This window comes from Bradyrhizobium sp. CCBAU 25360 (assembly GCF_028128695.1).
Classification (GTDB): domain Bacteria; phylum Pseudomonadota; class Alphaproteobacteria; order Rhizobiales; family Xanthobacteraceae; genus Bradyrhizobium; species Bradyrhizobium ottawaense.
Window position 1 is genome coordinate 244,738 of sequence record NZ_LBJA01000044.1, and the last position, 25,541, is coordinate 270,278.

Here is a 25,541-nt window from a genome sequence, read left to right on the forward strand (position 1 = left end):
CATATCAGGCAGTTACTCCCGTGGCGGACGACTGTTGAGCAATCTGTAGAGCGGCAATCCAGGCCTGGCCAAGGCTCAAAGCGCCATCACTGGGCGGCAGCCGCCGCGGCACCAATGGTGTAAGACCGGCTGCGCTGCAACCGCGCGGGATCTCGTCCGACAGCACCGCGTTCAGGAAGCAGCCGCCGCTCAGAACGACGGTATTGACGCCGGTTGTTCGCGCAGCGCGCGTGACCCAGTCGACACAGGCGGCGGCGAAAGTGCCATGAAACAGCCCCGCTCCACCTGCGGCGTCAATGTCATCAGCAATCAAGCGCGAAAACAGCGGACGAAGCGACAGCACGCCGCCGTCGATCGTCCAGCCGGGTTCGAGAATCGTTGCCCGCCGCACCAGCGCTTCGAGCTTCATCGCTGCTTCGCCCTCATAGCTCTGCACATGCGCAATCCCCAGCAGCGCCGCTGCCGCGTCGAATAACCGTCCCGCACTGGTCGTGGTGGTCCCGCCCGGCTGATCGAGCAAGTCCGACACACACCCCGCTTGCCGTTGCGCCGCAAAGCGGTGCCCGATTTCGTTACCCCTGCCGAGCCCGTGTAATACTGCGCTCGCCATACGCCACGGCTCGCGGGCTGCACGATCTCCACCGGGCATCTGCAGGGGCGCTAAGTGCCCTATGCGTCCGAACCACGTCCCTTCGCACAACAATAGTTCGCCACCCCAGTTACCGCCGTCAGCGCCGAAGCCATGGCCATCGAGCACTAGGGCAAGCGCTGGCCCCGTATGGCCATGCTCGGTGATTACCGCGGCAGCGTGTGCGTGGTGATGCTGGACCGCGACCAGCGCGCGAGCATTTGCTTCCGCAAACCTGGTAGAAGCCATTTCGGGATGCAGATCATGGGCGAACGCGACAGGCTCCACGTCGAGGATCGATGTGAGATGTCGGATCGTCTTCTCGAACGCACGGATGCCTTCGGCCGTATTTAGATCGCCAATATGCTGAGAGACGAACGCTTGGTTGTCGCGGGTGATTGTGATCGTCGACTTCAGTTCGCCGCCGACGGCGAGCACGGTCGGGACAGATCTCGCAAGCCGGATCGGCTCGGGAACATAGCCACGAGCACGACGAACGAATTGCGGCCGGCCAGCCACCACCGAAACCACGGAATCATCAGCACGCACCAAGATATCGCGATCATGGGTCACGATAAGATCGGCGATTCCGTCGAGCCGCCGCAGCGCCTGCGCGTTGTCAATCAACAGCGGTTCGCCGCAAAGATTGGCACTGGTGGCCACCATGACCGGGCTACAACCCGCACGCACACCTCGCGAACGAAGCGCATGGAAGATGAGGTGATGCAGCGGCACTACCGGCAGCATGATACCCACTAGCGATAAACCGGGAGCTATGGCGGGCGCCAGATTGTGGCGCGATGGCAGGAGGACAATGGGGCGTGCTACCGATTCTAGCAGCGCTAGCTCGGGCGCGTTCGCCTCCGCGATCTCGCTGACGCGCTCGATGGACTCGACCAAAACCGCGAACGGCTTCTGAAGGCGGTGCTTTCTCCTTCGCAAACGCTGCACGGCGTCCTGGTTACGCGCATCGCAAAGAAGCTGGTATCCGCCCAGCCCCTTTATCGCCACGATCTGCCCCCGCGCGATTGCCGCGACAATATCGCTGATCGCATGGCTGAGCCGAGGACCGCATGCTGGGCATGCGATCGCCTCCGCGTGAAACCTGCGGCTTGCCGGATCGGCATAGTCAGCCACGCACGCGGCGCACAAACTAAACGCCCTCATCACAGTGTTGCGACGATCGTACGGAAGCCGTTCGGCGATGGTGTAGCGTGGGCCGCAATGGCAGCAACTGATGAAAGGGTAAAGATAATGCCGATTTTCTGGATCAAATAGCTCTTTGAGGCAGTGCTGGCAGACCGCGGCATCAGCGACGATCTGCGTCGACGATTTCCCGGCTTCGCTCGTACCGATCGAAAAGCCCTTCTCCGAGAGCGCGGCAGTCTCGCGAACGCAGATGTCGACTATGCGTGCCAAGGGAGGCGCCTCGAGCGGCAACGTGGCGACAAACTCCAACGCACGGTGGCCCTCAACCTCGATGATAACGCCCTCAGCGCCATTGATGACAAAGCCCGCCAATCCATACCGAATGGCAAGTCCATAGACGTAAGGACGAAAGCCGACCCCTTGCACTGCCCCACTCACGATGACGCGCAGCCGTGTTCCGTCGCGGGTGGCTGCGGCGCTCATCGCCCTGCGTCCTGGAAGGCGCGTCTCAGACGGCCCGCCTGTCTATCGATCCAGGCGTAGAGCGCGGCAAAACCTTCGCCAGTCCGAGCCGACACTACAATCACGTCGATCTTCGGGTTGACCCGTCTGGCGTATTCGATGGCCTTGCCCAAATCGAATTCGAGCGCCGACGCTAGATCAATCTTATTAATCACCATGAGCGACGAAGCGGCAAACACATCGGGATACTTGAGCGGCTTGTCTTCACCTTCAGTAATCGAGAACACTACGATCTTGCAGGCTTCGCCAAGATCAAAGGCGGCGGGACAGATCAGATTACCCACGTTTTCAATGAAGAGAATACCGCCTGAGAGCAGCGGCAGGCGGCGATAAGCCTCGCCAATCATTGCAGCGTCGAGATGACAATTCTTGCCGGTATTGATTTGAACGGCTGGCACGCCGGCGGCCTGAATCCGTCTGGCATCGTTCGAGGTCTGCTGGTCCCCTTCGATGACCCCGACCCACCGGCTGCACTTGAGCTCGGATACCGCGCGGACGAGCAGCGTCGTTTTACCGGCACCGGGGCTGGACAAAAGATTAAATACAAGCAGGTCATCGGCTGCGAAGAGCGCGCGATTGTTCGCCGCAAGTCCATTATTCTTGTCCAGGATATCGCGCTCAATCTCAACGAGCCGTTTTCTGCTCCTGCCACAGCCCCTCAAATCAGGCGGATCGAGGCCGCTCGGAAGCGCCTGCGCGTTATCCGCCTGGTAATTGGCTGAGCGAGGACAGCGATTATAGCTATCATCAGCGTGATTTGACGGCGGCGGCCGTCGGTCGCCCGGCGGAAGCGCAGAATGGCAATCGCGATTTCCCTGAATGGATCGCTCATGGCTCTCCGCATCATTCTCCTCGGCGCGTTTTGTGGACGGCGTCCCGTCGTGGCAGCCGCAAACAGTACACATCAATCGATCTCCAGCTCCTTCACCCGTATCTGTTCGCCCGCGGTCACCTGCAAGTGATAGCTGCCGCAGCAAGGGCAGCACTCACCGCGCCGAGCAATTTCGACGCTCTTCGAACAGCTCATGCACCAAGCAACGCCTGGCAGTTCGACGATATTAAGAGCCGCGCCCTCGGCAACGGTCCGCGTTGCAGCGGCAGCAAAGCAAAACCTGATCGCTTCAGGCGCCGCATGACTCAGTGCTCCCATCTCCAGACAGATGCTCCGCACCCGCGAAGAGGATCGCTCGTGTACCTTCTCCTCGACGATCTGAATGATGCCAAGACAAATCGCCATTTCATGCATCGCGAACTTCGCTAAGGTTGAGGGTGAACGCGACGCACGGATCGAGGGATGCAATCACCGCATGGACTGCATCTCCGCGTCTTCGAGCCGTCAGCACCGCGCCTTGCAGGTTCCGTACAAGCGGCCCGCGCCGGTGGAAATTCCACTCCGTCGGCGCAAGAAATTCGAAGCGGGATATTCTACCCTGAGCGTCGAGTTCAACCGCGTGATAGAGACGGCCCCTGGCGCATTCGACCGCGGCCGCTGCACGGCGCGGCCCTAGTTTATATCTTTCGATAATCCCATGCTCCGCGGCGGCAATCTGAGCGCCGGCCTTAAGCCAGGCACATAGCCGGACGATCTCATTAAATCTGGCCATCAGCCGCTCGGCCGCACCGAAGGGTCCCAGCGGGACCCGATCCCGGCTTATCTGGCGCGCCCATGGACCCGTCTCGGGCACATCTCCGTCAACATCGGGACAATAGCAGAACGTCGAGTCGTCCCCGAGCAATCGTTTCGTGATGCTGGGGTCGTCAGCAACAGACAGGAATGAGTGCCCCACCGGAATTGACTTCACGTCGACGTCATTAAGCGCCGCAACGCGAACCGCCAGCGGGCTACCAGACCTCAGCGCCTCCCCCTCATCTAGACCGAGCACGGCAAGCGCAGCGACAATCCGGCCGGTTGCTTCGCGTTGAGCGGAACTCCAGGCTGGCTGTGCGGAGCGGACAAACGCTGACAATTCCGACATCAGGGAGCGGATCGTCGCCGCACTGGCGACATCTAACGTAAGATGTCCGACAAAAAGGCTCCGGGCCAACTCCGCGATGCGCTCAGTAACGATAAGTGCAATACGCTGCCGCCTTGTTGCGCGGGTGATCACCTCGTCGCGCGCCGTCTCGATCGCGGACAAGAATGCAGTTTGCTGCGCAGCGACACACAACGCGAAAAGCCGCGGCAGCACGTTGAGCACTGTCGAGGGCTCCTTTCCGACGAACATCCGCGCCAGCGGCGGCCGGACTCGCGGCAGGATCTCGACCGAGGCGACTGCGTCGGCAGCTAGCAATACGCGGACATCGATTTTGTGGCGGGCAACGAGACTCATGGGCAACACTCCGCCATCATCCCGCGCAAGCTATAGTCCACGCGCATGCGCCGTCTGCGGGGTCCCAGCCGATGCCGAATGCCCGAGAGAGCTCTTCATGTGAAGTACGCCCCGATAATTTCCTGCATGCGCTCGGCTGAGTCCTGTAAATCCTCATCGGCAGCCAACGTAACAGCCGGCACGCCGCCGACCTCCAGTGTATCAAGGATGATGTCGTCGGTAGAATTAAAGAACTGCACGGACCAGACATTCCTAATCCTGGTCGCTTGTACTCGGCAGGTGCCGTAGCCGTGCAACATGAGTTGGACCGGTCCATTGCCCAAGCTTTGCTGTAGGAATGTCAAGTCGATAATGCTCATTGGCAGTGACGTCAGATTGATAACATGGGCGTGCATGCCCAATTGCCACACCCTCGCCCGCTCGCGTATTTCGGCCAGCACCGGTCGAACGTTCATCGCGCCATTCGGCGGCGAGCCGATCACAAGATCGGCCGACGTCAGGTCAGTTGCAGCACGCCGGACAATCTGCGGAATCGACCCGACCTCAACATATTCATGCGCGGGCTCAGTGCCGATGCGCAAGCGCCAGATTCCCGCAAGCACAGACTCCCGGATTTGCGCCAAAGAGCCATCCGGGAGCGCAGCCACGCCGACCACCTCACCTTCTCCGAGCAGTTCGTCAATCAACTTGCGTTCGCCATCGCCGAGATGTGCGAGTCCGTACAGTTGTGTCCGAGCACCGCTTCTCTGACCGCGAACGGCAGCAGCGGCGTTTGCTAACAGCAAGGTGGCGTTCGGATAGTGACTTCCACGCTCGTCCGCGTCGCGCCAGGCGGGGCCGGCGAGCGCACTCATGAGACCGGTATGGAATACATCGAGACTCGCAGAGCCAGTGGCAAGCTCGCTCGTCGCCCGCTCAGCGCCGCCGGATACAACGGGGGTCGCTCGTTTCATGACGCGATGCTCCGTTGTCTGCACCGAGCGGCAATGCACTTGCCGACGCAAGGGCTGGCGGCGTGTGCCCGAATGATCGGTACGGAGATGCGGTTGATGCCAAGCAAACGGTCCGATCTCTCGCTGAGCAGGCAGACTTCATCGTGCCTAGGGCATAGGGTCCGCATCGACGGTCTACGTCGGCCAAGCCCGCCGACCCGTGTGCCACTAACGCCGCGGGAAACCACTGGGTCTTGCATGCCTTGCCGAAACTTTTTGACAACTTCAGGAAGGAAGAATGCGAGCTGGATGATCCGGAGCTCTGACGCGGGCAGCGGCATCACAGTCACCGTCACTTGAGCGTGCGCGGCTATGCGCGCATCGACGCCGCTGACGCCCTCCACGTCAGACGGGGGGCGTCGCGCCGAACCATGCTGCGCCGGCTGCAATTTCATCAAACGCCTTTCTGACGATGTTCGGTTCTGCTAGCAGGCCGCTAGCAAGGCGCATGCCAATCATCGTCTGGCCTCGGATCACGCTCGGGCCAACGGCAGGCGCCTGATATTTTCCAGGCAAACGTTACGTGCGACTGGAATTCGATTTGTGAGAACCCTCACTCGGCGCAAGTGGGCGGAACGGCTACCGTAAGTGCTCTGGCAATTGTGGCTCGTGACCGATCAAGTCCGCAAAGAATCGATTGCTGTCCTGGCCGTTGAGGCTGGCCTCAAGCCCGTCAAGTGCTTCCGAGATCAGCCTTGCTTCATCGTCGTCCAAAACCCGCACCGCGCTGTCGATATGGACGAGCACCTTGGCGCCGACCGTGACATCGGGGAGCAGCATGACCGAGACGCGCCGCTGTTCATTGCCATACTTGCACAGCGCCGTGATACCGTCGGTCTCGGCAATCGTCATTGGCAAGCCAAGGCACATTGTCAGTCGCAGGTCGCTAGACGGGCTGCGCCCTCATCTCATAACTCGCATGGTCAATATTGTTTGCCAACAGCCGTTCTGATGCAGGCAGCGGCGCGCTCCGCGGTTTCACCGGCGAGCCCCACCGCGCTAGAAGCTTACAAGCCAGTTCAATCGCAGGCGCAATCTGAAAGCGCACCGGCGCGGTCAGAGGACCGCCCCAATTCTCCACGTCCAACGGCTGACAGCCGATGAGAGCGAGCTCTCGCGGGCGGCGGCCAAGAAAATCGGCCGCGCTCAAGACCTCCTGAAAACCGGTCTGATGCAGGCTCACTTTCTTGGCACCAGTAAACTTCGGCACTTCGTCATCTCGTACAAGCTCCAACTGCCCGGGCGGCAATCCATAGTCGATGGCATCGAACACGACCAGGCAATCGGCCTGTTCAAGAAAACTGACGAGGTAGAGTCCCTGGGTACCGCCATCGAGAACGGTGACATTATTATCGACGGTGTAGCGGCGATGAAACTCTTCGACCACTCGCACGCCGAAGCCCTCATCGGCCCACAGGATATTGCCGATGCCGAGCACGAGGATCCGTTTTTTGTCTTTCGGATTGAACATTCGCTTCCCGGTCAATCGCCAAACCCGCGCTCAGCCGATCTTTTGGAAAAGAAGCTGCGGCGCGAGATGATGTCTTCCCGGATCACCGCGTAGATGTGGACCAGCGCGAACATCACGATGACCCACAGGCCGAGATGATGCAGGGTGTGGACGTCCTGACTGTTCGGCCAGATTGAAAACACCCAGCCAAACACCTTGTACTGCCAACTGTCAGTACCGGCACCTTGCCCATACAGTGCAAAGCCTGTGACGACCATGAAGCTGATCGTCTGTGTAAACATGAAGAACATTGCGAGCTGAGCAAGGCGGTCGTGCCCGAGGCGCCTCTCAGGCCCCCCTGTAAGAAACGCATACCAACGAATCTCCTGATACACCTCCCGCCAAAAGCACCGGCGCCAGAGCGGCACGCAAAAGATCTGCATGGCATGCGCATTTCCCATCAAGGCCCAGTAGATGCGCAGAAGAAAGCCAACGCTGGCCACATATCCCGCCGCGAAATGGGCAAAGCGGATATAGCCGAACAGGAAATCGTCGCTTGCCTCTTCCTTCATCGCTGGTGTGCCGATCCCAATAAGGTAGCCAGTTAAACTTAGTACCAGAATGGCCGCCGCGTTAGCCCAATGCCACAGTCGCACCGGCGCATAAACGTAGGCGACGCCAGTGCCAATGCTGCGATCAATCGGTGCCGCACCGTCGGCGGCGAGGAGCTTCTGAGCCCTATCCAGCATGGACCTAACGCACTTTGACTGAAGCCATTTCTTGGCCCTCAGGACTCATCACGTGCGTCGAGCAAGCCAAGCACGGATCAAAGGAATGGATGGTGCGCAAGATTTCCAGGGGCCGCTGCGGATCGGCCATCGGGGTACCGATCAGCGAAGCTTCAAACGCGCCAATATTGCCTTTGGAATCCCGAGGAGATCCATTCCACGTCGTCGGAACGACACATTGATAATTATCGATCTTAGCGTCCTTGATCTTGATCCAGTGGCCGAGTGCACCGCGAGGCGCCTCAGTGAACCCGTAGCCCTTGGCCTCCTTACGCCAGCTTTCCGGGCCCCATTTGCTAACGTCGGCAGTTGCCGTATCGCCTGCCTTGAGCTGGACTACGAGCTTATCCTGAAAATAACGCATTTGGTGCGCCGCCCACTGGCATTCGAGCGCCCGCGCCGCTGTACGGCCAAGCGTCGAGAACAGCGCAGTCAGAGGGAGATTGAGCCCCTTGAGCAGTCTCTCGGCGGGCTCCTTGAACTCGGCTTTGCCTTGCGCATAACCGATGATGTATCGCGACAACGGCCCGACCTCGACGGCGTGGCCACGCCACCTCGGCGCTTTGATCCAGGAATACTTGCCGCCTTCGTCGAGTTCCTTGATATCTGTCTTGCTGCCTTTGAATTCTGGCCCAAGTTTAAAACTCGGCTCAGTGATGCCGTCCCAGGGATGGAGCCCACCGCTATCACTGGGGTATTTATACCATGAATGCGCGATGAATTCCTGGATCTGCTCGGGATCACCATGGTCGATCGGCAGTATCTCATTGAGATTGCCATTAAGAATGATCCCGCGCGGCAGCTTGAGACTTTTCTCAGAACAATCATTGGCATTTTCGGGGATGTCGCCATAGGACATCACGCTTTTGCTCGACAGGCCACCGCCGTGGAGCCAGTCCTTATAGAACGAGCAGATTGCAGCAATGTCGGGCAGATAGACCTGCTCGACAAACTCGATTGAGCGGTCGATGATCGAAGATACGATATTCAGTCGCTCCATATTGATCGCGCCCACCGCACCGATTCCGTCGATGTTGATCGCGCAGGAGACGCCGCCGACCAGCCAGTTCGGATGCGGGTTCTTGCCACCATAGATAGCTTGGATCTTGACGATCTCCTTCTGGAAGTCCAGCGCCTCCATATAATGAGCTACCGCCATCAGGTTTGCTTCCGGTGGTAGCTTGTAGGCCGGATGCCCCCAATAGCCATTCTTGAACGGACCGAGTTGCCCTGACCCGATGAATTTGCTGAGCCGGATCTGCAAATCTTTAAAATAGCCGGGGGATGACAGCGGCCAGGGCGAGATAGACTGCGCGAGCGCCGAGGTTGACTTGGGATCGGCCTTGAGCGCGGAAACCACGTCGACCCAATCCAGCGCATGCAAGTGATAGAAATGTACGAGGTGATCATGCACGAGTAGGCACAACTGCATGATATTACGGATCGAATTGGCATTCTCCGGAATCGCAATTCCCAGTGCATTTTCAACCGCGCGCACGGAGGCGAGCGCATGGGTGCCGGTGCAGACCCCGCAGATCCGCTCGGTGAACGCCCAGGCGTCGCGCGGATCGCGCCCGCGCAGGATGACTTCGATGCCACGCCACATCGTCCCGCTTGAGACCGCATTGCGAATTACATTGTCGGAATCGAGATTGGCTTCGACGCGGAGGTGGCCTTCGATCCGCGTCAGCGGATCGATGACGATTCGCCTACCGGAACGATCGAGACTGAACCCATTCGGCGTCTGGACGGCCACCTTCGTGTCTCCTCAACTCGGGTCGCCTTTATCGGCCGCGCGATCCGGCTTGTGGGTCAACCGCTTCACGGCGGTGACCGCCGCATGAGCAGCGACCGTTAGCCCGACCACCCCGGCAGCGGCCATGCCGATCTTGTCGGCGTTCTCCTCGATTCCGAACTGCTTAATGGTTGTGAGTCGGTCGTAAAACGAACCTTTGTCCCAGAAGCTGTCCTCGGAACAACCGAGGCAGCCGTGACCGGATTGAACGGGAAATGAGACGCCGCCGTTCCACCGAACGGCCGAACAGGCATTGTAGGTGGTTGGCCCCTTGCAACCCATCTTGTACAAGCAATAGCCCTTGCGGGCGTACGTATCGTCCCACTCTTCGACGAATTGGCCAGCGTCGAAATGGGAACGCCGATAGCACTTGTCGTGAATGCGCTCGGAGTAAAACATACTTGGACGTCCTAGGCGATCGAGCTCCGGAAGTTTTCCGAACGTGACTATGAAAGTCACGAGACCACTCATGATCTCTGCGATAGGAGGACACCCGGGCACCTTGATGATGGGCTTGTCGGTGATCACCTTATCGATCGCCGCCGCGCCAGTCGGATTGGGCTTGGCCGCTTGCACGCATCCCCAGGACGCACACGTGCCCCAAGCGATGATCGCCATGGCCCCTTCCGCCATCCACCTGAGCTTTTCAACGAACGGTTTGCCGCCATCAATGCAGAACATGCCCCCTTCCTTCAACGGCGGATTGCCTTCCACTGCGAGCACATAGCGGCCTTTGTACTTGGCACGGGTTTCTTCCAGGATGGCCTCAGCCTGATGTCCAGCCGCCGCCATGAGCGTATCGTCGTAGTCGAGCGAAATCATCGACAGCAGCGCGTCTTTAATCAAGGGATGGGCCGAGCGGATAAAGCTTTCCGAGCAACAGGTACACTCGAGCCCGTGCAACCAGATGACGGGCACACGCGGTTTGGTTTCCAGGGCGTGGGCAATACTGCTTGGGGTGAGCGAACCAAGCCCCAAGCTCGCGGCCGTCACACTACAGAATTTATGGAAACTACGACGCGTGATACCCTGACGTCTGATCACGCTGTAGAACGTTTCCGTTGCATCATCCATGAAACCTTCCAAGTGAGTAGCCGTGGCCGTTACGAATTGCTGATGGTTCAGCAAGAACCAGGCCAGCGAAGCGAAAGACTTAGGACATCAATCGATCGCTGAGATTTTCGAAATTGTGAACCCAGCCACCCACCAGTAGCTTTGCCATGGATCTGTCATGCTAATGGTGTTCAGTTTCGAAGATGTGAGCACATCAACAAATCAGTACGATGGCTCACCTCTGCACGCAGACTATCCTACAATCGCTACGCTCATCAGTCCGATTGTCGAATAGAATTGGTGCAGTTGACGGGCACTGCACTGCCTTCCCCCAATCAGGCTTGCCGATTGCTGACCAACGAGGCGTTCAAGCTCTGATGCTCGCGACTGCACAGGCAGCCCGTCCAAAAGCGGCCGTCGAGCGAGGAAGAGAGGCGGCAATGGACCGAGCTGCGATGCGCCCCGCTGACGTTGCTTTACAGTCTGGATCGACTCGATCTGACTTTGGTAATAGCGGCAGGTCGCACGTGATCGCTACGGCGCTGTGGGCAAGAGACCGGACGTTTAAAGTTATCATCAAGAAGCCTTCATCACGCAAGCCCATCGTTGGCAAGGCGCGACGTCTGGGCGCATCGCGACACTCACCGGCTTGCAGGGGCTTCTTCGGAAGGCGATCGCGTCTTGACGCATCGGTACGATCCATCCGACACGGATAGATGGCAACGGCAAGACTCAGTCGAAATCCATGGGTACTAGCAACACTGCCTACCTACTACCCAAAACGGATCATCGAGCCTTTTGGCGGAGAGTCATCGGATTATGGCAGCATAGACGATAAACTGGACTTGTTCGCGGTAGTACTTCCGGATTTCCCCGGGCGCTGCCGTTCCGACCACCACGACCAGACGCTCTTTTGGGTCGCAGAAGAATTGTGTGCCGTAGGCGCCGGTCCAGGTGAACTCTCCTGGATTGCCCGGAACCGCCGAGAGCCCCCCGGTTAGCCGTACAGCCACTCCAAGCCCGAAGCCGAAGCCGGCACGATGCGGCTCGACATTGGCGACTTTATTCTTGATCTCTGGCCCAAGGTGGTTGGAGATCATGTGGCCCACCGTCCTCGGACCAAGAATTCGCTGCCCGTCCAGCTCCCCGCCATTGAGCAGCATTTGTCCAAAGCGCACGTAGTCACCCACTGTCGCAAATGCGCAGGCTCCGCCGCAGTCAAACTTCGTCTGGCTTTCGAGGAGTCCGATGTCTTGCGGCTTTCCCGTCAGGGGGTCCTCCGAAAATGGACGCGCGAGGCGGTCGCGTTGCCATTCCGACAAATGGAAAGTGGCATCTTGCATTTTGATGGGCTTCCATAGGTTCCGGGTGAGATAGTCGCCCAATCGGTGTTCGCTGACCTGTTCAATGACAGCACCCAGCACATCGGTCGAGAAGCCGTATTCGAATTCAGTCCCCGGTTGGTGCGCTAGCGGCAGCTTGGTAATCGCTTCAATGAAAGCCTGCTTATCGCCTCTTAGGGGCGGATCGGCGAAACCGGGATAGAGACGCACCACTTGGTCTGAGCTGCCGGGCGCACCATAGGTGAGTCCGGATGTGTGGCGATAAAGATCGTGGATGTAGATCGCAGAACTCTGTGTTCGGAATTCTAATGAGCCATCATGCTGTGGCACTGCCACCTTCATGTTTGCGAATTCCGGGTAGTAATCAGTAAGCTTGGCTTGTAGAGGTAGGCGACCTTGCTCCATGAGGATGAGCCCCGCAACGGCCACCATCGGTTTGGTCATAGAAGCAAGCGCGAAGATCGCATCGAGTCGCATCGGCCTTCCTTTTGCGGGGTCGAGTTGGCCGTACGCTTTGTAGTGAATCAACTTTCCGTCTCTTGCGATTGCAACCACCGCGCCTGGAACGCGTTTACTTGCGATCTCACGAGCGAAGAAGTCGTCTAGCTTGGCAATGCGCTGCTGAGAAACGCCTACCTCATCGGCCGCTGCTTCGGGCAGAGGCGCGGAGTGCACCGAATTGAGAGCGAATCCAGCAGCTGCCGTGGCGATAGCAAGCTTTTTCATTGTACCCTCGGACTGGGCCCAGTTTGCTAGACTGCTGCCCGGCATTATCGGAATGTCAGGCCGCAGCGCTAAGACGATTCGGTGCCCCTCCTGGCACAGTGTCTGTCGATGAGCGCCAAAGTGAAGATTGTCGCCAAGGCGAACATCACCATACCACCGGCGACCACACCTGCCTCACGCCAGCGCGACGCCTGGACGAAGTCTACGACGTAGGCCGACAACACCTTGGTGCGTCCAGGAATATTGCCGCCGATCATCATCACGACGCCGAATGTGCCGATCGTATGAGAAAAGCCAACCACGGCGGCTTTAATGAATTCCAGTCGCGCCAGTGGCGCGGTGACGGCAATGAAGGCGTAGAACGGCGGAACGCGCCCGTTCGTTTCCAAGGGGAGATCGCCTATCGCAACAAAGGCGCTACGGATCGGCTGCACGACCAACGGCAGCGCCGAGAGGACCGATCCGACGACGATTCCGGCGAAGGTAAAGGCTAGCGTACGCTCGCCCCAGAAAGAGGCGAGAACGCCACCCGGTCCGTGGGGGCCGAGCAAAACGAGGACGCAAAAGCCGAGAGCCGTTGGCGGCAGCACCAGCGGCAGGACGATCATCGTGGCCACCGCCTCGCTCGCAAAGGTCTTTGAGCGCGCTAGCCACCAAGCGAGGGGCACACTAATCAAGAGAAGGATCACGGTCGTCACACTGGCGAGCTCAATCGTGAGCGCAAGGGATTGCGAAATCTCTGCCCAAACCACTTCCATCTGCGTCAGCCCGCCAGAGAGTGTGGGCCGACGTATCCTGACAGTGATAGCCTGCACGTGCGGCTCACACGGGGAGGTGGCGCGAATGGCCAATTGGTCGCGCGGCGGCTCGCGGCGGCCGCCAAATTCACGCGCTTCCTTTGTGCGAGCAAGAGCAGCATCGCAAGCCTCATCGACAACTCCTGTGGCAGGTCCGCTTCGGTCCATATGACCGGGCAACTTCTCATTTGTCGTCAGCAATTCCTGTGCCGGGTGCGAACAGTGGCAGCTCCATGCTCAATGCGAGAGACAGTCGAGTGGAAGGCGACGTCACTTTGGAGTGGACCTAACACTCTGTCAGGTTTTCGGCATCATTGTTCCCGAGCAAACAGCGACGGCCCCGCAACGAAGCGTTCGACTTTGCCGGCCGAAGAGGATCCTATGTGGTTGGTCGACGGCTCGCCGCGGCGGTAGTGCAGCGGGCGGAAGCAAGCTCGCCGTTTGGCCGCAACACGAACGGTTAGCCGAGAACTCGTTGTAACGCTGCCTCTGCGAGGTCGCAAAGGCCCGAGGAGCCGCGAGCGAAGGCCGCCTCGTGGTCGACATAGCCAATGCATCGTAAGCAAAGGCCTGGAGACAAACGCCCCCCCGTGCACAGCGAGCTTTGTCGCTAGCCACAACGCAGTTCATCCATCAAAGGCTTTTCAGAACAATCTGTTCCCAAGCGGCGCTTCCATCCGACAAATGCGTGCGATCCAAACTATCGATTTTACCGATGCCGCGTGTTGTTGCATCGATCTCAGCAGTGTGTGCATATCGATCACGCTAACGCTCCCAGGCGAGACGTAACTCCGCCAAGGCGGCGCTACGCTGCAATTATTTTGTTCGATCTTACGCATGCGGTCCGCGCTCGACTGAGCCGATGCGCCCGGGGCAGACGACTTGTCCACGACTGATCAATCGGCCGGAGTTTAGGCATCTGGTGCATATCTTGCTTAAGGAGAATGGACAACGTAACTAAGCGCCTGCCTTTGGAAGGACGCGCCGGCTCCCGGAACCGTCTTCAATCGGACACGGCTAAAATGATGAGTCTCGTATGACGCTGCCGCCTCTGAAGGGCGCGGCGGCTCGCATTCGAGTATATTCGGGAAGGAAGCGTCATGACCACCATGGCAACTGCGGCGCCCGCACGCGCGTCGCAAGTTTGGTATAAGATACTCTACGTCCAAGTGCTGATCGCGATCATTATTGGCGCCGTGGTCGGCTGCCTCTGGCCATCTCTAGCCACCAACGACTGGATTAAGGCTCTCGGTGACGGGTTCATCAAGCTTATCAAGATGGTGATCGCGCCGATTATTTTCTGCACCGTCACATCTGGTATTGCGCATATTCAGGATGCGAAGAAAGTCGGGTGCGTCGGCGTCAAGGCGCTGTTCTATTTCGAGATCGTGTCCAGCTTTGCCTTGCTGTTGGGCCTTGTTATGGGCAATCTCGTCCAAATCGGCCATGGCCTTACGGTCAAGCCGGATGCTGCGGCGGTCGCCAATTACGTCAAGCAAGCGGAAGCTTCGAAGTCCGTCGACTTTTTTCTCAACATCATTCCCGATAGCGTGATCGGCGCCTTCGCTCGCGGGGATGTTCTGCAGGTTCTCCTGTTCGCGATCCTTTTCGGCTTTTCTCTGATGGCGCTGGGAAAGCGTGGGGAGCGGCTGCGCGGCATGATTGACGACGTCGCGCAAGCCGTGTTCGGCGTGATCGCTATTGTAATGAAAGCGGCCCCGGTCGGCGCCTTCGGCGCCATGGCTTTCACGGTCGGCAAGTTCGGGCCGGCAGCGCTCGGTAATTTGATCGGTCTGATCGCGCTGTTTTACGCAACAGCCGCGCTGTTTGTTGTGGTGGTACTCGGCCTGATCGCGCGCCTCGTCGGCTTTTCAATTTTCAAGTTCCTTGTCTATATCAAAGACGAGATTCTGATCGTGCTCGGTACGTCGTCCTCCGAAAGCGCGCTGCCGCAATTGATGGAGAAGCTCGAGCGGCTGGGCTGCTCCAAGACGGTCGTCGGACTGGTGGTGCCAACTGGCTATTCCTTCAACCTCGACGGCACTAACATCTATATGACACTTGCAACATTGTTCATTGCCCAGGCACTCGGGGTCGATCTCTCCTTTAACCAGCAGCTCACGATCTTGCTCGTGGCAATGCTAACGTCGAAGGGAGCAAGCGGCGTCACCGGCGCGGGCTTCATCACCCTCGCTGCGACATTGTCGGTGGTAAACCCAGCGCTGGTGCCGGGCATGGCAATCGTGTTTTCGATCGACAAATTCATGAGCGAGGTTCGCGCCCTGACCAACATCATCGGCAATGGTATCGCGGCCGTGTTCGTATCCTGGTGGGAAGACGAGCTAGAGCACGGGACGCTGCAGGCTCGACTCAACCAGCCCACAGCTTCGACCACTATCGACCCTACAAGCACAATGAAGTAGGTCCCGGATCTTAACCGCCACCATCCGAACACGAATTGACTCGAATCGGCCAAGCCGACTTAAGGCGAGCTGGCACTTTCTCATGCGCTCTCCAGTGCACCGCTCTTGCGCCCGCGTCGCGGCCGGGCAGGTCCTCCTGAAAAGCACGCGATCAAAGAAATAGCGGCTTCTTCAGGGTGGATTTCGCTGGAATCCAGCGCGGCATGACACCGAACCGACGGTGCCGTGGGCGGCTCGCCGCAGTTCAGATGGAGGTATCCTTGACCGAGCAGCTAGGCGCGATGGCCCAATCGCACCGGTAGCACTCGCGCAACTTTTCGTTCCTGTCTCGGCACATGAAGGTTGTGCTTTCCTTCGCAGACTGTGCCGGGGGCGGCCGCTTGTTTCTGTTCTTTGCCGGTTCGGAGGCGCGCCTGATCGTTTAGCTTCAACCTCTCGGCTGAACTAGATCCTCGGTCCTCGGTCCGGGGGGCGTAAGCAGGGCGCATCGGGGCAGGCTCGAACGAATGCCGGGAGGGCTATCGGCAGGGGCGGAAAGTCAGAAATTTCAGCTTCGAGTGCTGCCCGTCAGCGGCACCTCTTCGAAAGTTTAGGACAACTATACGCATGTTTATAATGCGTTTTTTCCCCGCACGTGCTGAGTTCGGCAGCAGGTGATCAATCTCGGGCACGCTCGACCCAAGCGACGAGGATTGCCCCATTTTTGCCTAAAATGCTATAGCTCTCCCGCCGGAGACAGGCCGGACGGTCTCAAAATGTCTATCCAGATAAGCAGTCTTAAACGTTCAGCCCCTCAGTTGACCTTCGGCGGCATAACGCTAGCCGCTGTTACATTAAGTTGCGTATACCTCAATGCCCATTTCGCCGCGACGGCGTTCGCCTATTTGTTAGTAGTCTTGCTATTTTCATTGATGGGCAGCTTCATCGCGTCGTCCGCGCTTTGCATCATGGCAATCGCTGCTCTCGCATACTACTTTGCGCCGCCGGCGTTTAGCCTGCAAATCGACGACTCCCGCGATCTTCCAGTGGTTGTCGCATTCTTTCTTGTCTCCATTGTAGGAACGTACCTGATCGGAAAGCTCCGCCAGGAAAGAGAGGCTGCGCGTGTAGCTGCGGTCAAGCTTCAGCGCAGCGCGGCGGATTTGGAGGATCGTGAAAAACGGTGGCGAGCAATCTTCGAGCACAATCCGGCCATGTACTTCATGCTCGATAAAGCCGGCACTGTCCTTAACGTCAATACATTCGGCGCGACACAACTCGGCTATGCTCCTGCAGATCTGATCGGCCACTCCGTACTCGGCATATTTCTTGAGGAGGATCGCGCATTCGTTCACAACTGCATTCGGGCGTGCCTTGAGGATATTGGACAATCGCGCACGTGGGACGTCCAGAAAGTCAGGAAGGACGGCTCCGTGTTGTGGGTACGTGAAAACGCCAAAGCCATGCTTTGGGCGGACGACCGGCCCATTGTCCTTATCGCCTGCGAAGATGTCACGGAGCGAAAGCGGACCGAACTCGCCCTGCAGCGGAGCGAAGCACATTTGGCTCAAGCGCAGGAGTTGAGTCATACAGGCAGCTTCAGCTGGAACGCCACCACTGGCGAGGCATTCTGGTCAAAGGAAACATTTCGGATTTTCCAATTAGATCCTCAAACGATCCCCTCGCCGCAGCTTGTCGTTGATCGCACTCACCCAGATGATAGGGCTTCGGTTAAAGAAGTTATCGATAGAGCGATGCGAGACTTGAGCGGTTTCGAGCACGAGTATCGATTGCTGCTACCAGACGGCTCTGTGAAGCACATCCGTGCTAAGGCACGGCTCACGAGAAGCGCTTCTGGTGAAATCGAGTTTGTTGGGGCAGCTACCGATATTACGGCAGCGAGGAGGGCAGAACAGCAGTTGCGTCGCAGCGAGGCCTATCTGGCCGAGGCCCAGCATCTCACCCACACAGGGAGCTGGTCCTGGGACGTCCACGGGCTAGATTTCGTTTATCGGTCCGCGGAAGTTGACCGATTGTTCGGCTTTGACCCACAAGAGCCGGTATCGATAGAGACCATTCGCTCGCGCATCCATCCGGAAGACTTGCCACGGTTACAGGAGGTGCAGCGCCAGGCGAGAGAAAAGGAGCAGGAGCGGTTCGAATATGATTTCCGTATCCTTCTGCCAGATGGCAGGACAAGGCGCATACACTCGGTTGCGCATGTTGTCGCCGCTAGTGATGGTAAGGTCAGCGAGCTGATCGGAACACATATGGATGTCACCGATCAACACGCAGCTAGGGAACGCCTGGAAAACACGCTTGTCGCGCTGCGCGAAAGCGAACAGCGCTTTCGCGACTACGCCGAGACAGCTTCCGACTGGCTCTGGGAGACCGGTCCAGATCATCGGGTGACCCGCTTATCCGAGCACACCAGCACTGCAGGAATTTTGGCCACTGGATTGATGGACCTGCCTCGCTGGGAGATTGCGTGCGACGTCGAAGAGGAGCCCGAAAAGTGGCGGCAACATCGGGCGACGTTGCAGGCGCGTCAGCCGTTTCGGGATCTCGTCTACCGTACCGTGAATCGGATGGGATCTCCGATCTACGTCCGCACGAGTGGCAAGCCTTTCTTCGACGGAAACGGTAATTTTCTGGGCTACCGTGGCGTCAGCACTGACATCACAGCCATTATCCGCGCCGATCAGACCGAACAAGACCTGCGAAAGGCACAGGCGGAGCTTGCCCATGTGACGCGTGTAACGACGTTAGGAGAACTGACAACCTCCATCGCCCATGAGATAAACCAGCCACTCGCCGCCATTCTCACCAACGCCGATGCGTGCCTCGGATGGATGGCTCGCGAAACTCCTGATCTTGCCGAAGCGCGCTCTTCAGTGGAATGGATCATCGAAGACGCGATCCGGGCAAGCGAGGTGATCCGTAGCGTTCGCGCACTCGCGAAGAAAGGCGAGATTGAGATGGTGCCGCTCGACATTAATGATGTCGTCCGGGACGTCGTTGCGCTGGTAACACGAGAGCTGGTGAGCCACCGGGTGACGTTGCGAACCGAGTTAACGGCCGTTCTGCCTAGGATCCTCGGTGACCGAATTCAGCTACAACAGGTGATCATCAATCTGGTAATGAACGGAATCGAGGCGATGGACGCAATTACAGACCGGCCGCGCGAACTTCTGATTCAATCATCCAAGGACGATCTGGGGCGCGTGCAGCTTGCCGTGGCCGATTGCGGCGTCGGGATCGCTGAGAAGGACGCTGACCACGTGTTGGACCCCTTCTTCACCACCAAGTCGAGTGGCCTTGGAATGGGACTTTCGATCTGCCGATCTATCGTGGAAGCTCACGGAGGGCGGCTATCGCTTCTTCATAAAGATGAACCGGGCGCGACCTTTCAGTTTTTCTTGCCCGTGCATAAGGAGGCCCTCCAGTGACAGGACCGTTTGACTCGCTAGGTGAGCGTAGCAATGCCGAGGCCTCGACGAAGGCGATCGTCTTTGTCGTTGAGGATGACATCTCGGTGCGCCGCTCGCTTACTAACCTTTTCCGCCAGGTAGGATTGGAGGTCGTTGCGTTCGGATCGGCCCGGGAAATGCTGCAGAGCACAATTCCGGACGTCACAAGCTGTCTAGTTCTTGATGTCCGGCTGCCGGGCCTGAGCGGCCTTGACTACCAGACCGAGCTGGCCAGGTTGAACATACACATCCCGATCATTTTCATCACCGGTCATGGTGACATTCCCATGACCGTCAGGGCCATGAAGGGAGGTGCGGTCGATTTTCTCAGCAAGCCGTTCCGCGATCAGGAATTGCTCGATGCCGTGGTTGCGGCGACCGAACGCGATCGCAAGAGGCGGGAAACTCAGCGAACCGTCACGAACTTGCAGTCTCTATTTGGGACCTTAAGCCCGCGAGAGCAGGCGGTGATGAAACTGGTCACGGCCGGCCTGATGAACAAGCAGGTAGCCGCCGAACTTGGGCTTGCCGAAATCACCGTCAAGATCTACCGGGGTCACGTCATGAAAAAGATGCGTGCCCGGTCGCTGGCCGAGCTGATCAGAATGAGCGAGACGCTGGGACTTCGTGCAAATCATCCTGAACAAACGCAAGTATGATTTTACAGTTTCATCTCTCCAGCCCATTTTCGCCGAAGGTGGCTAACACTTTGGCAGCCACTGTTCCTGCGTCAGGAGAGCTCATCTTGCCCACGCCTTTGATTTCCGTCGTTGACGACGACGCCTCAGTCCGTGCGGCGACAGGGAACCTCTTGAAATCGCGTGGCTACGTCGTTCAGATATTTGCGTCGGCCGAGGCGCTCCTGCGGTCCCCGCAGTTGAACGAGATATCCTGTGTCATTACCGATGTGCAGATGTCGGCCATGAGCGGGCTGGAGCTGCTGGCGCAAATGCGGACGCGTGGCTACGAAGCACCATTCATTTTCATTACAGCGTTCCCCAGCGAGCGTGTGCGCACGTCAGCCCTGGAGGCGGGCGCAATTGGCTTCCTCGCCAAACCATTTGGCGGACAAGAGTTACTTAAGTGCCTCGACAACGCACTGAAGGCATATAGCGCTCGAGGCGGTATCTGATTCCAACCTGCAGCTTGAGTTGATGTCCGATCTAAAAGCTCGTGGGCAACAATCAAGTCGGCTGGCAACGTTCTCAGTCCGAACCCCGGCTTACTCCAAATATGCTACGGCCAGCATTTTCTTGCGCCTCCAGGCTTTACCGATTTGGGCGGCTGCAGAACAGACTATTCTGCGAGAGACGCTGGCACTGGCTCATTCCACGCCTACGCTCATGGTAATAAAGAGCGGTCGTTGCGCCTAAGCGTTCTTAGCTCCATCTGGAGCGAGGTTATCTATTCCATTGCAGAGCGGAGTTGCCCGCGTGCGCCCGGCACGCACGAGATTGGCTATGCTCAGCCCTACCGCGGTGACGACGAGAATGGAGCTTCGCTTGTAGCCCCTCATGTCTTACGCACCGCTTCTCTGGTGAGAGTGTTCTGCACGATCCTCGTGCTCACCAGATCCTTACGTCCGTTGAGCGGGCCCGGGTTGTCCATTGGGCAGCCGCTTCGCTGTACATTGTTGCGACCGACTCTCGTCCGGCGTCCACGCCATTATTTCTTCGCAAGCTTCATCTGCAGAAGAGTTGTGGTTCGAGCCGTCCAACGTGCTCGGCGCCACCCGTCCCGCCCCCCGGTTGGCGGGGGGCAGAACAGGTCGTCGCCGCAGGCGGGCATTCTCAGCAATATGCTTGTTCAATAGGCCCCTAATTTCGCAGGCGCGAACAATCAGCAACTGCTCAGCCAAGGAGAATTGAGGAGAGAGCATTCTGAGCTAAGTAAGGTACTCTGGCTAACCGCCGCCCGCCGCACGGAAGTGCGGAGCAGGCTAGATCACCAGGGGCCTAATGCCCGGTGATTCCATGGTCACATGAAATCATCTTCATAATCGTATGTTGGAGCACTCGCTGGCATCTCGATTTTACGATCTTGGCTGTCGTCAGCTTTGCGAAGATACCGCGAAGCGGTGCCTTCTCGCTGCCACTTGCCCTCGCCATTCCTCACCCACTTGTCTGACCTCGCTGGGTCTAGGACCATGTTATCGGCGTCAACCTCGACGAACCCCATCTTTGCAGCACGGGCTCTTGCCTCCGGATTCGCCGGACGCAAATTTAGCAGTGGCCGCTCACCGGCGATTCCAAGTTGATGCTCGAGCAGAATATCGCCAGCGTTCTCGACAAGCGGATGAACGACCTGAAGATCTACAGTAGCAGTCGTCCCAGATCGGCCGGGAAACAGCTCCTGCCAGTTTTCGACCTCGAAATTCGTCATGCTGTCGCCCCCTTCCATTCGTAAAAGGCCGACACTCTCGCTTCCTAGTTGATAGCTGAAGTATCGCGCGTTATCAGAATCTGAAGCTGTTCCATATTTCTGTGCAAGCTCTGCAGTTCGTGCCGCTTTCCGAGAGACGAAGTCCGAATATTCATGTGGGTTATCGGCGATTTTCCTGATTTCGTCGCTGTGATAGCCCTGTGCCGCCATTCTGAACGACCGCTTATCGAGCTCTACGATAGGCGGGCTTGAATCAAGCCAATAGGGCCGTGTTGTCGAAGACGAAGTGCCGCTGGAGTTTGACGGGGCTAAACGCAGCTGCCGAAACGCATCCGCGAAACTGTCTGCGTCGTTTTGCTCATCAGTCTCGTCAAGGGGAGAGGATGTGAAATAGGACGAGCCATTGATCCGATTATACATGCAATTGGTGCTCCGGTCGGGCATGAATTTCCACGTCTGGTTCAGGCTTGCTAGGCCCTGCGGCGCAGATAGGGACTCAGGCTTACGAAAATCTGACGTGATGCTGCCGGCCGCCCTCACGTTAGCTGACGCAGGGCCTGCTTCTAGTGGAACGTGGTGCGCTTGCGCATTGATTCACTAGGTTGAATGAGAAGCGAGCAGTGCGAGGATCCTCCTCCGTTGGAACGGTCGATCCCCGATTCACTGCCGATGCCAATTGGATCCTTTGCATCGATCGCGATACTGGGCAGAAGCGCATTGTAGAGCGCGCGCTTCATGACGGCTGCATCGCGACCCGTCCAATCCCAGCATACGGTTTGGAGCATCATCAGGCCAATCAAGGTGGAACTCTTGGCTCCTGTGGCGGATTGCAAATGGCTCCTGAACGGCTTCGCCAGCACCTTGCAGGCCGACAGGCACCCAAAGCCTCCTATAGGGTGGCCGATCCTACTACACTGAGGCGGGCTGACGTAGCATCGCTCGAGGTTGCGAGACCCACGGCAGCTACAGCGACTCCGGATTGGGAACTCGTCGAGATCCATGACCCACCAACCGAGGAAAGGAGCCGCAAGCCGAACGCGTCGGCGCCGAAACCTGACGCTTCGATAGCAACACTGCAGTCTCATTCCACAGTGACGGATTTCGCGAGATTGCGCGGCTGATCCACGTCCGCGCCACTTACGAGGCCGGTATGGTAAGCCAAGAGCTGGACCGGAATAGCATAGACCATCGGCGTAAAGCTTGCGACCATTGTTGGCAGAACGATGGTCACGAGCGTGTCCACCGTCGCTTCCGAAGCGCCCTTCGCATCGGTGATCAGGATGATCTTTCCGCCGCGAGCCGCCACTTCTTGCATGTTCGAAATGGTCTTCTCGAAAACGCCATCGTAAGGCGCGATCACCACCACAGGCATAGCCTCATCGACCAGTGCGATCGGCCCGTGCTTAAGCTCGCCGGCGGCGTAACCTTCTGAGTGGATATACGAAATTTCCTTCAGCTTGAGCGCGCCCTCCAACGCCAGCGGAGCCGATGTGCCACGACCGAGGTAGAGTGCCGCCCTCGCGCCGGCGATATAGCGCGCGAGCTTCTCAATTTGCGGCTCGACTAACAAGGCCGCAGCGACCAACCGCGGCACCTCGATGAGCTCTTGCACGAGCTTCGATTCATCGATTTCAGACAGCTTACCTCGCTCTCTCCCTGCTGCGATGGCAAGCACCGCCAGTACCGTCAGCTGGCAGATAAATGCCTTGGTGGAAGCGACGCCGATCTCCGGCCCAGCCAGCGTCGGCAGAACGGATTCGCTCTCGCGCGCAATCGTCGACGTCGGGACATTAACTACAGATATCGTATGCAGGCCCTGGCCCTTGGCGTATCGCAACGCAGCTAGTGTGTCGGCCGTCTCGCCCGATTGCGAGATGACGATCGCGAGATCGCCCCGGCGCAGAGGCGCCTCCCGATATCGAAACTCAGAGGCTACATCTATCTCCACAGACAAGCGCCCCAGCCGTTCGAACCAGTATTTGGCGATGTGCCCGGCGTAGCTTGCCGTGCCGCACGCAGTAATTGAAATGCGCTGAATGGAATTGAAGTCGAAGGGCAATGCGAGCGGCAGCGCTACCCGCTTGGCCGCCTCATCGAGATAATGCGCCAATGTCTGCGCGACCACTGTCGGCTGCTCGTGGATTTCTTTAGCCATGAAGTGGCGATAATTAGCCTTTTCCGCAAGGAGAGACGACACAGCAAACTTTGATGTTTCCCGTCGGACGACACAGCCGTCTGCACCATAGATCGCGCACGTCGCGCGCGTAAGCACGGCCCAGTCACCGTCCTCAAGATAGGTAATGGTATTGGTCAGAGGCGCGAGCGCAATCGCATCAGATCCTAGATACACTTCGCCGTTACCATGTCCGATCGCAAGAGGCGACCCCTTGCACGCACCGATTAAAAGATCGTCGTGGTCCTTGAAAAGGAATGCCAACGCGAAGGCACCGCGCAAGCGCGGCAACGACGCCTGCACCGCATCCTGCGGTGAGTAGCCGTTTTTGAGGTAGAACTCGACGAGATGCACCACAACCTCGGTGTCCGTCTCTGAGTAAAACTTGGCTCCATTTCGTTCCAGCTCAGCTCGGAGCTCGCGGAAATTCTCAATGATCCCATTATGAACGACCGCGACATTTTCCGTCGCATGCGGATGAGCATTGCTCTCGGTCGGCTTTCCATGAGTCGCCCAGCGGGTGTGACCGATGCCGCTTTGACCTACAGGGGCACTATAGCGCAACTGCTCCTCAAGGTTTCTCAGCTTACCTTGAGCGCGGCGGCGCTCGATACGGAGACCTTCGAGAGTCGCGAGACCCGCTGAGTCGTAGCCACGATATTCCAGTCGCCTGAGCGACGCGACCAGCTTCTCAACGACCGGACCACGTCCCAAAATGCCAATAATTCCACACATATCAATCCATGCAGCCCAACTTCGAGGAGTCTGGCGTCCGCGCTATAGGAGCCCGTGATAGAGCTCGCTTGCCCGACAACAACGGGGTTCAAGTTCGAATCTTCCGCGGGCGCCTTTATCGCATCTGAATTCGCCCGCGTGATTTAGATCTTTTTCCAGCCATCGGCTTCATTTCTTCCTTTAGCTAGCTATTCGAATAGACGCTGCGATGGTGTCGCCAACGCCGTGACCGCCTCGACGAGAGCCGAACGTGCAGTTGCGCCTGCGCGCCGACATCCAGCTCGGCACAAAGAGACTCACCGGAACTAATGAGCCATCTCGCGCCCCCCTTCTAAGTTTCCAAAACAATGAGCAGCGATACCGCCCCCGCGATGAAGTTGATGCGCAACAACTGAGTCTATGCGTCTCAGGATCGGGTCGAGAGAGCGGTCACGTTTGGTCTCGGCTTCCCTCCGGCTCAGACAGAAAAAGAACGCTGCCCACATCCTCTACGTGGTCTGCTGGTGATATACCTGCGCGGCGGCTCTAGCTTGAATTGTCTAGTTCTCCTCAGAACGAATTTCCGGCGCGGGCTCAAGACACTTGTCATACTCGGACTGAGGCAACTTACGTTCAGTCAAGATTAGAGGATCGGCGTCGAAGCTCCATTGTACTAACGTAAACTTTCGATATCGAAATGTTCGACGGTCTATACCAACGTTTGCCAGTCCTTCTCATTTGTTTTACGTCGGCTGTGCATCGCCTGCTGCAAACCAGCTACTTGGGACCGGCGGGGACTATAGTTGTTATGCCGACCGTTAAGACTG

19 protein-coding genes are annotated in these 25,541 nt (G+C 58.1%); 4 read left to right on the forward strand and 15 right to left on the reverse strand.

The window, feature by feature from the left end:
- Positions 1–4 precede the first annotated feature (4 nt).
- From hypF to XH81_RS31590, 12 genes are all read right to left on the reverse strand, one after another.
- Complete coding sequence (gene hypF / locus XH81_RS31535) at positions 5–2,260, reverse strand: carbamoyltransferase HypF (protein WP_271596664.1); 2,256 nt, start codon at positions 2,258–2,260, stop codon at positions 5–7.
- Positions 2,257–3,204: a hydrogenase nickel incorporation protein HypB gene (gene hypB, locus XH81_RS31540; RefSeq protein WP_271596665.1), complete on the reverse strand. Its 948-nt coding sequence runs from the start codon at positions 3,202–3,204 to the stop codon at positions 2,257–2,259. Before hypB ends, hypF begins: the two co-directional genes overlap by 4 nt.
- Positions 3,204–3,545: a hydrogenase maturation nickel metallochaperone HypA gene (hypA, locus tag XH81_RS31545; RefSeq protein WP_271596666.1), complete on the reverse strand. Its 342-nt coding sequence runs from the start codon at positions 3,543–3,545 to the stop codon at positions 3,204–3,206. Before hypA ends, hypB begins: the two co-directional genes overlap by 1 nt.
- Positions 3,538–4,629, reverse strand: a complete 1,092-nt coding sequence (locus XH81_RS31550) for a hypothetical protein (RefSeq protein ID WP_271596667.1) — start codon at positions 4,627–4,629, stop codon at positions 3,538–3,540. Before XH81_RS31550 ends, hypA begins: the two co-directional genes overlap by 8 nt.
- 95 nt (positions 4,630–4,724) lie before the next feature.
- Complete coding sequence (locus XH81_RS31555; protein ID WP_271596668.1) at positions 4,725–5,582, reverse strand: hydrogenase expression/formation protein; 858 nt, start codon at positions 5,580–5,582, stop codon at positions 4,725–4,727.
- Between the two features lie 618 nt (positions 5,583–6,200).
- Positions 6,201–6,491 carry a HypC/HybG/HupF family hydrogenase formation chaperone gene (locus XH81_RS31560; protein ID WP_172787758.1) on the reverse strand — a complete coding sequence of 97 codons (291 nt, stop codon included), beginning with the start codon at positions 6,489–6,491 and terminating at the stop codon, positions 6,201–6,203.
- Between the two features lie 16 nt (positions 6,492–6,507).
- On the reverse strand, positions 6,508–7,092 hold the full coding sequence (locus XH81_RS31565; protein WP_271596669.1) for a HyaD/HybD family hydrogenase maturation endopeptidase: 585 nt from the start codon (positions 7,090–7,092) through the stop codon (positions 6,508–6,510).
- An 11-nt stretch (positions 7,093–7,103) separates the two neighbouring features.
- Positions 7,104–7,820 carry a Ni/Fe-hydrogenase, b-type cytochrome subunit gene (cybH, locus tag XH81_RS31570; RefSeq protein WP_271596670.1) on the reverse strand — a complete coding sequence of 239 codons (717 nt, stop codon included), beginning with the start codon at positions 7,818–7,820 and terminating at the stop codon, positions 7,104–7,106.
- Positions 7,821–7,824: 4 nt separating this feature from the next.
- Positions 7,825–9,615, reverse strand: a complete 1,791-nt coding sequence (locus tag XH81_RS31575; RefSeq protein WP_271596671.1) for a nickel-dependent hydrogenase large subunit — start codon at positions 9,613–9,615, stop codon at positions 7,825–7,827.
- Between the two features lie 12 nt (positions 9,616–9,627).
- Positions 9,628–10,728 carry a hydrogenase small subunit gene (locus tag XH81_RS31580; protein ID WP_172787762.1) on the reverse strand — a complete coding sequence of 367 codons (1,101 nt, stop codon included), beginning with the start codon at positions 10,726–10,728 and terminating at the stop codon, positions 9,628–9,630.
- A 788-nt stretch (positions 10,729–11,516) separates the two neighbouring features.
- Positions 11,517–12,776, reverse strand: coding sequence for a serine hydrolase domain-containing protein (locus tag XH81_RS31585; protein WP_271596672.1), 1,260 nt, complete (start codon positions 12,774–12,776; stop codon positions 11,517–11,519).
- 68 nt (positions 12,777–12,844) lie between these two features.
- Entirely contained in the window at positions 12,845–13,534 is a 690-nt protein-coding gene (locus XH81_RS31590; protein WP_172787781.1) for a molybdate ABC transporter permease subunit, read from the reverse strand.
- A gap of 1,139 nt (positions 13,535–14,673) precedes the next feature.
- On the opposite strand from XH81_RS31590, the gene dctA reads away from it, so the two are divergent.
- The 4 genes from dctA (at position 14,674) to XH81_RS31610 (ending at position 20,577) form a co-directional block, all read left to right on the forward strand.
- On the forward strand, positions 14,674–15,996 hold the full coding sequence (gene dctA / locus XH81_RS31595; RefSeq protein ID WP_172787763.1) for a C4-dicarboxylate transporter DctA: 1,323 nt from the start codon (positions 14,674–14,676) through the stop codon (positions 15,994–15,996).
- 755 nt (positions 15,997–16,751) lie between these two features.
- On the forward strand, positions 16,752–19,424 hold the full coding sequence (locus XH81_RS31600; RefSeq protein ID WP_271596673.1) for a PAS domain S-box protein: 2,673 nt from the start codon (positions 16,752–16,754) through the stop codon (positions 19,422–19,424).
- Positions 19,421–20,104, forward strand: a complete 684-nt coding sequence (locus XH81_RS31605) for a response regulator transcription factor (protein ID WP_271596674.1) — start codon at positions 19,421–19,423, stop codon at positions 20,102–20,104. Before XH81_RS31600 ends, XH81_RS31605 begins: the two co-directional genes overlap by 4 nt.
- Before the next feature lie 86 nt (positions 20,105–20,190).
- Positions 20,191–20,577, forward strand: coding sequence for a response regulator transcription factor (locus XH81_RS31610; RefSeq protein WP_246708936.1), 387 nt, complete (start codon positions 20,191–20,193; stop codon positions 20,575–20,577).
- Positions 20,578–21,422: 845 nt separating this feature from the next.
- Here the strand turns inward: XH81_RS31610 and XH81_RS31615 are convergent.
- The 3 genes from XH81_RS31615 to glmS all read right to left on the reverse strand — a co-directional run bounded on the left by XH81_RS31615 (position 21,423) and on the right by glmS (position 24,735).
- A complete protein-coding gene (locus XH81_RS31615) occupies positions 21,423–22,247 on the reverse strand; it encodes an Effector protein NopP (protein WP_172787767.1) in 825 nt (274 codons plus the stop codon).
- Positions 22,248–22,390: 143 nt separating this feature from the next.
- Positions 22,391–22,627 carry a hypothetical protein gene (locus XH81_RS31620; protein WP_271596675.1) on the reverse strand — a complete coding sequence of 79 codons (237 nt, stop codon included), beginning with the start codon at positions 22,625–22,627 and terminating at the stop codon, positions 22,391–22,393.
- 281 nt (positions 22,628–22,908) lie between these two features.
- Positions 22,909–24,735: a glutamine--fructose-6-phosphate transaminase (isomerizing) gene (glmS, locus tag XH81_RS31625; protein WP_271596676.1), complete on the reverse strand. Its 1,827-nt coding sequence runs from the start codon at positions 24,733–24,735 to the stop codon at positions 22,909–22,911.
- Between the last annotated feature and the right edge of the window lie 806 nt (positions 24,736–25,541).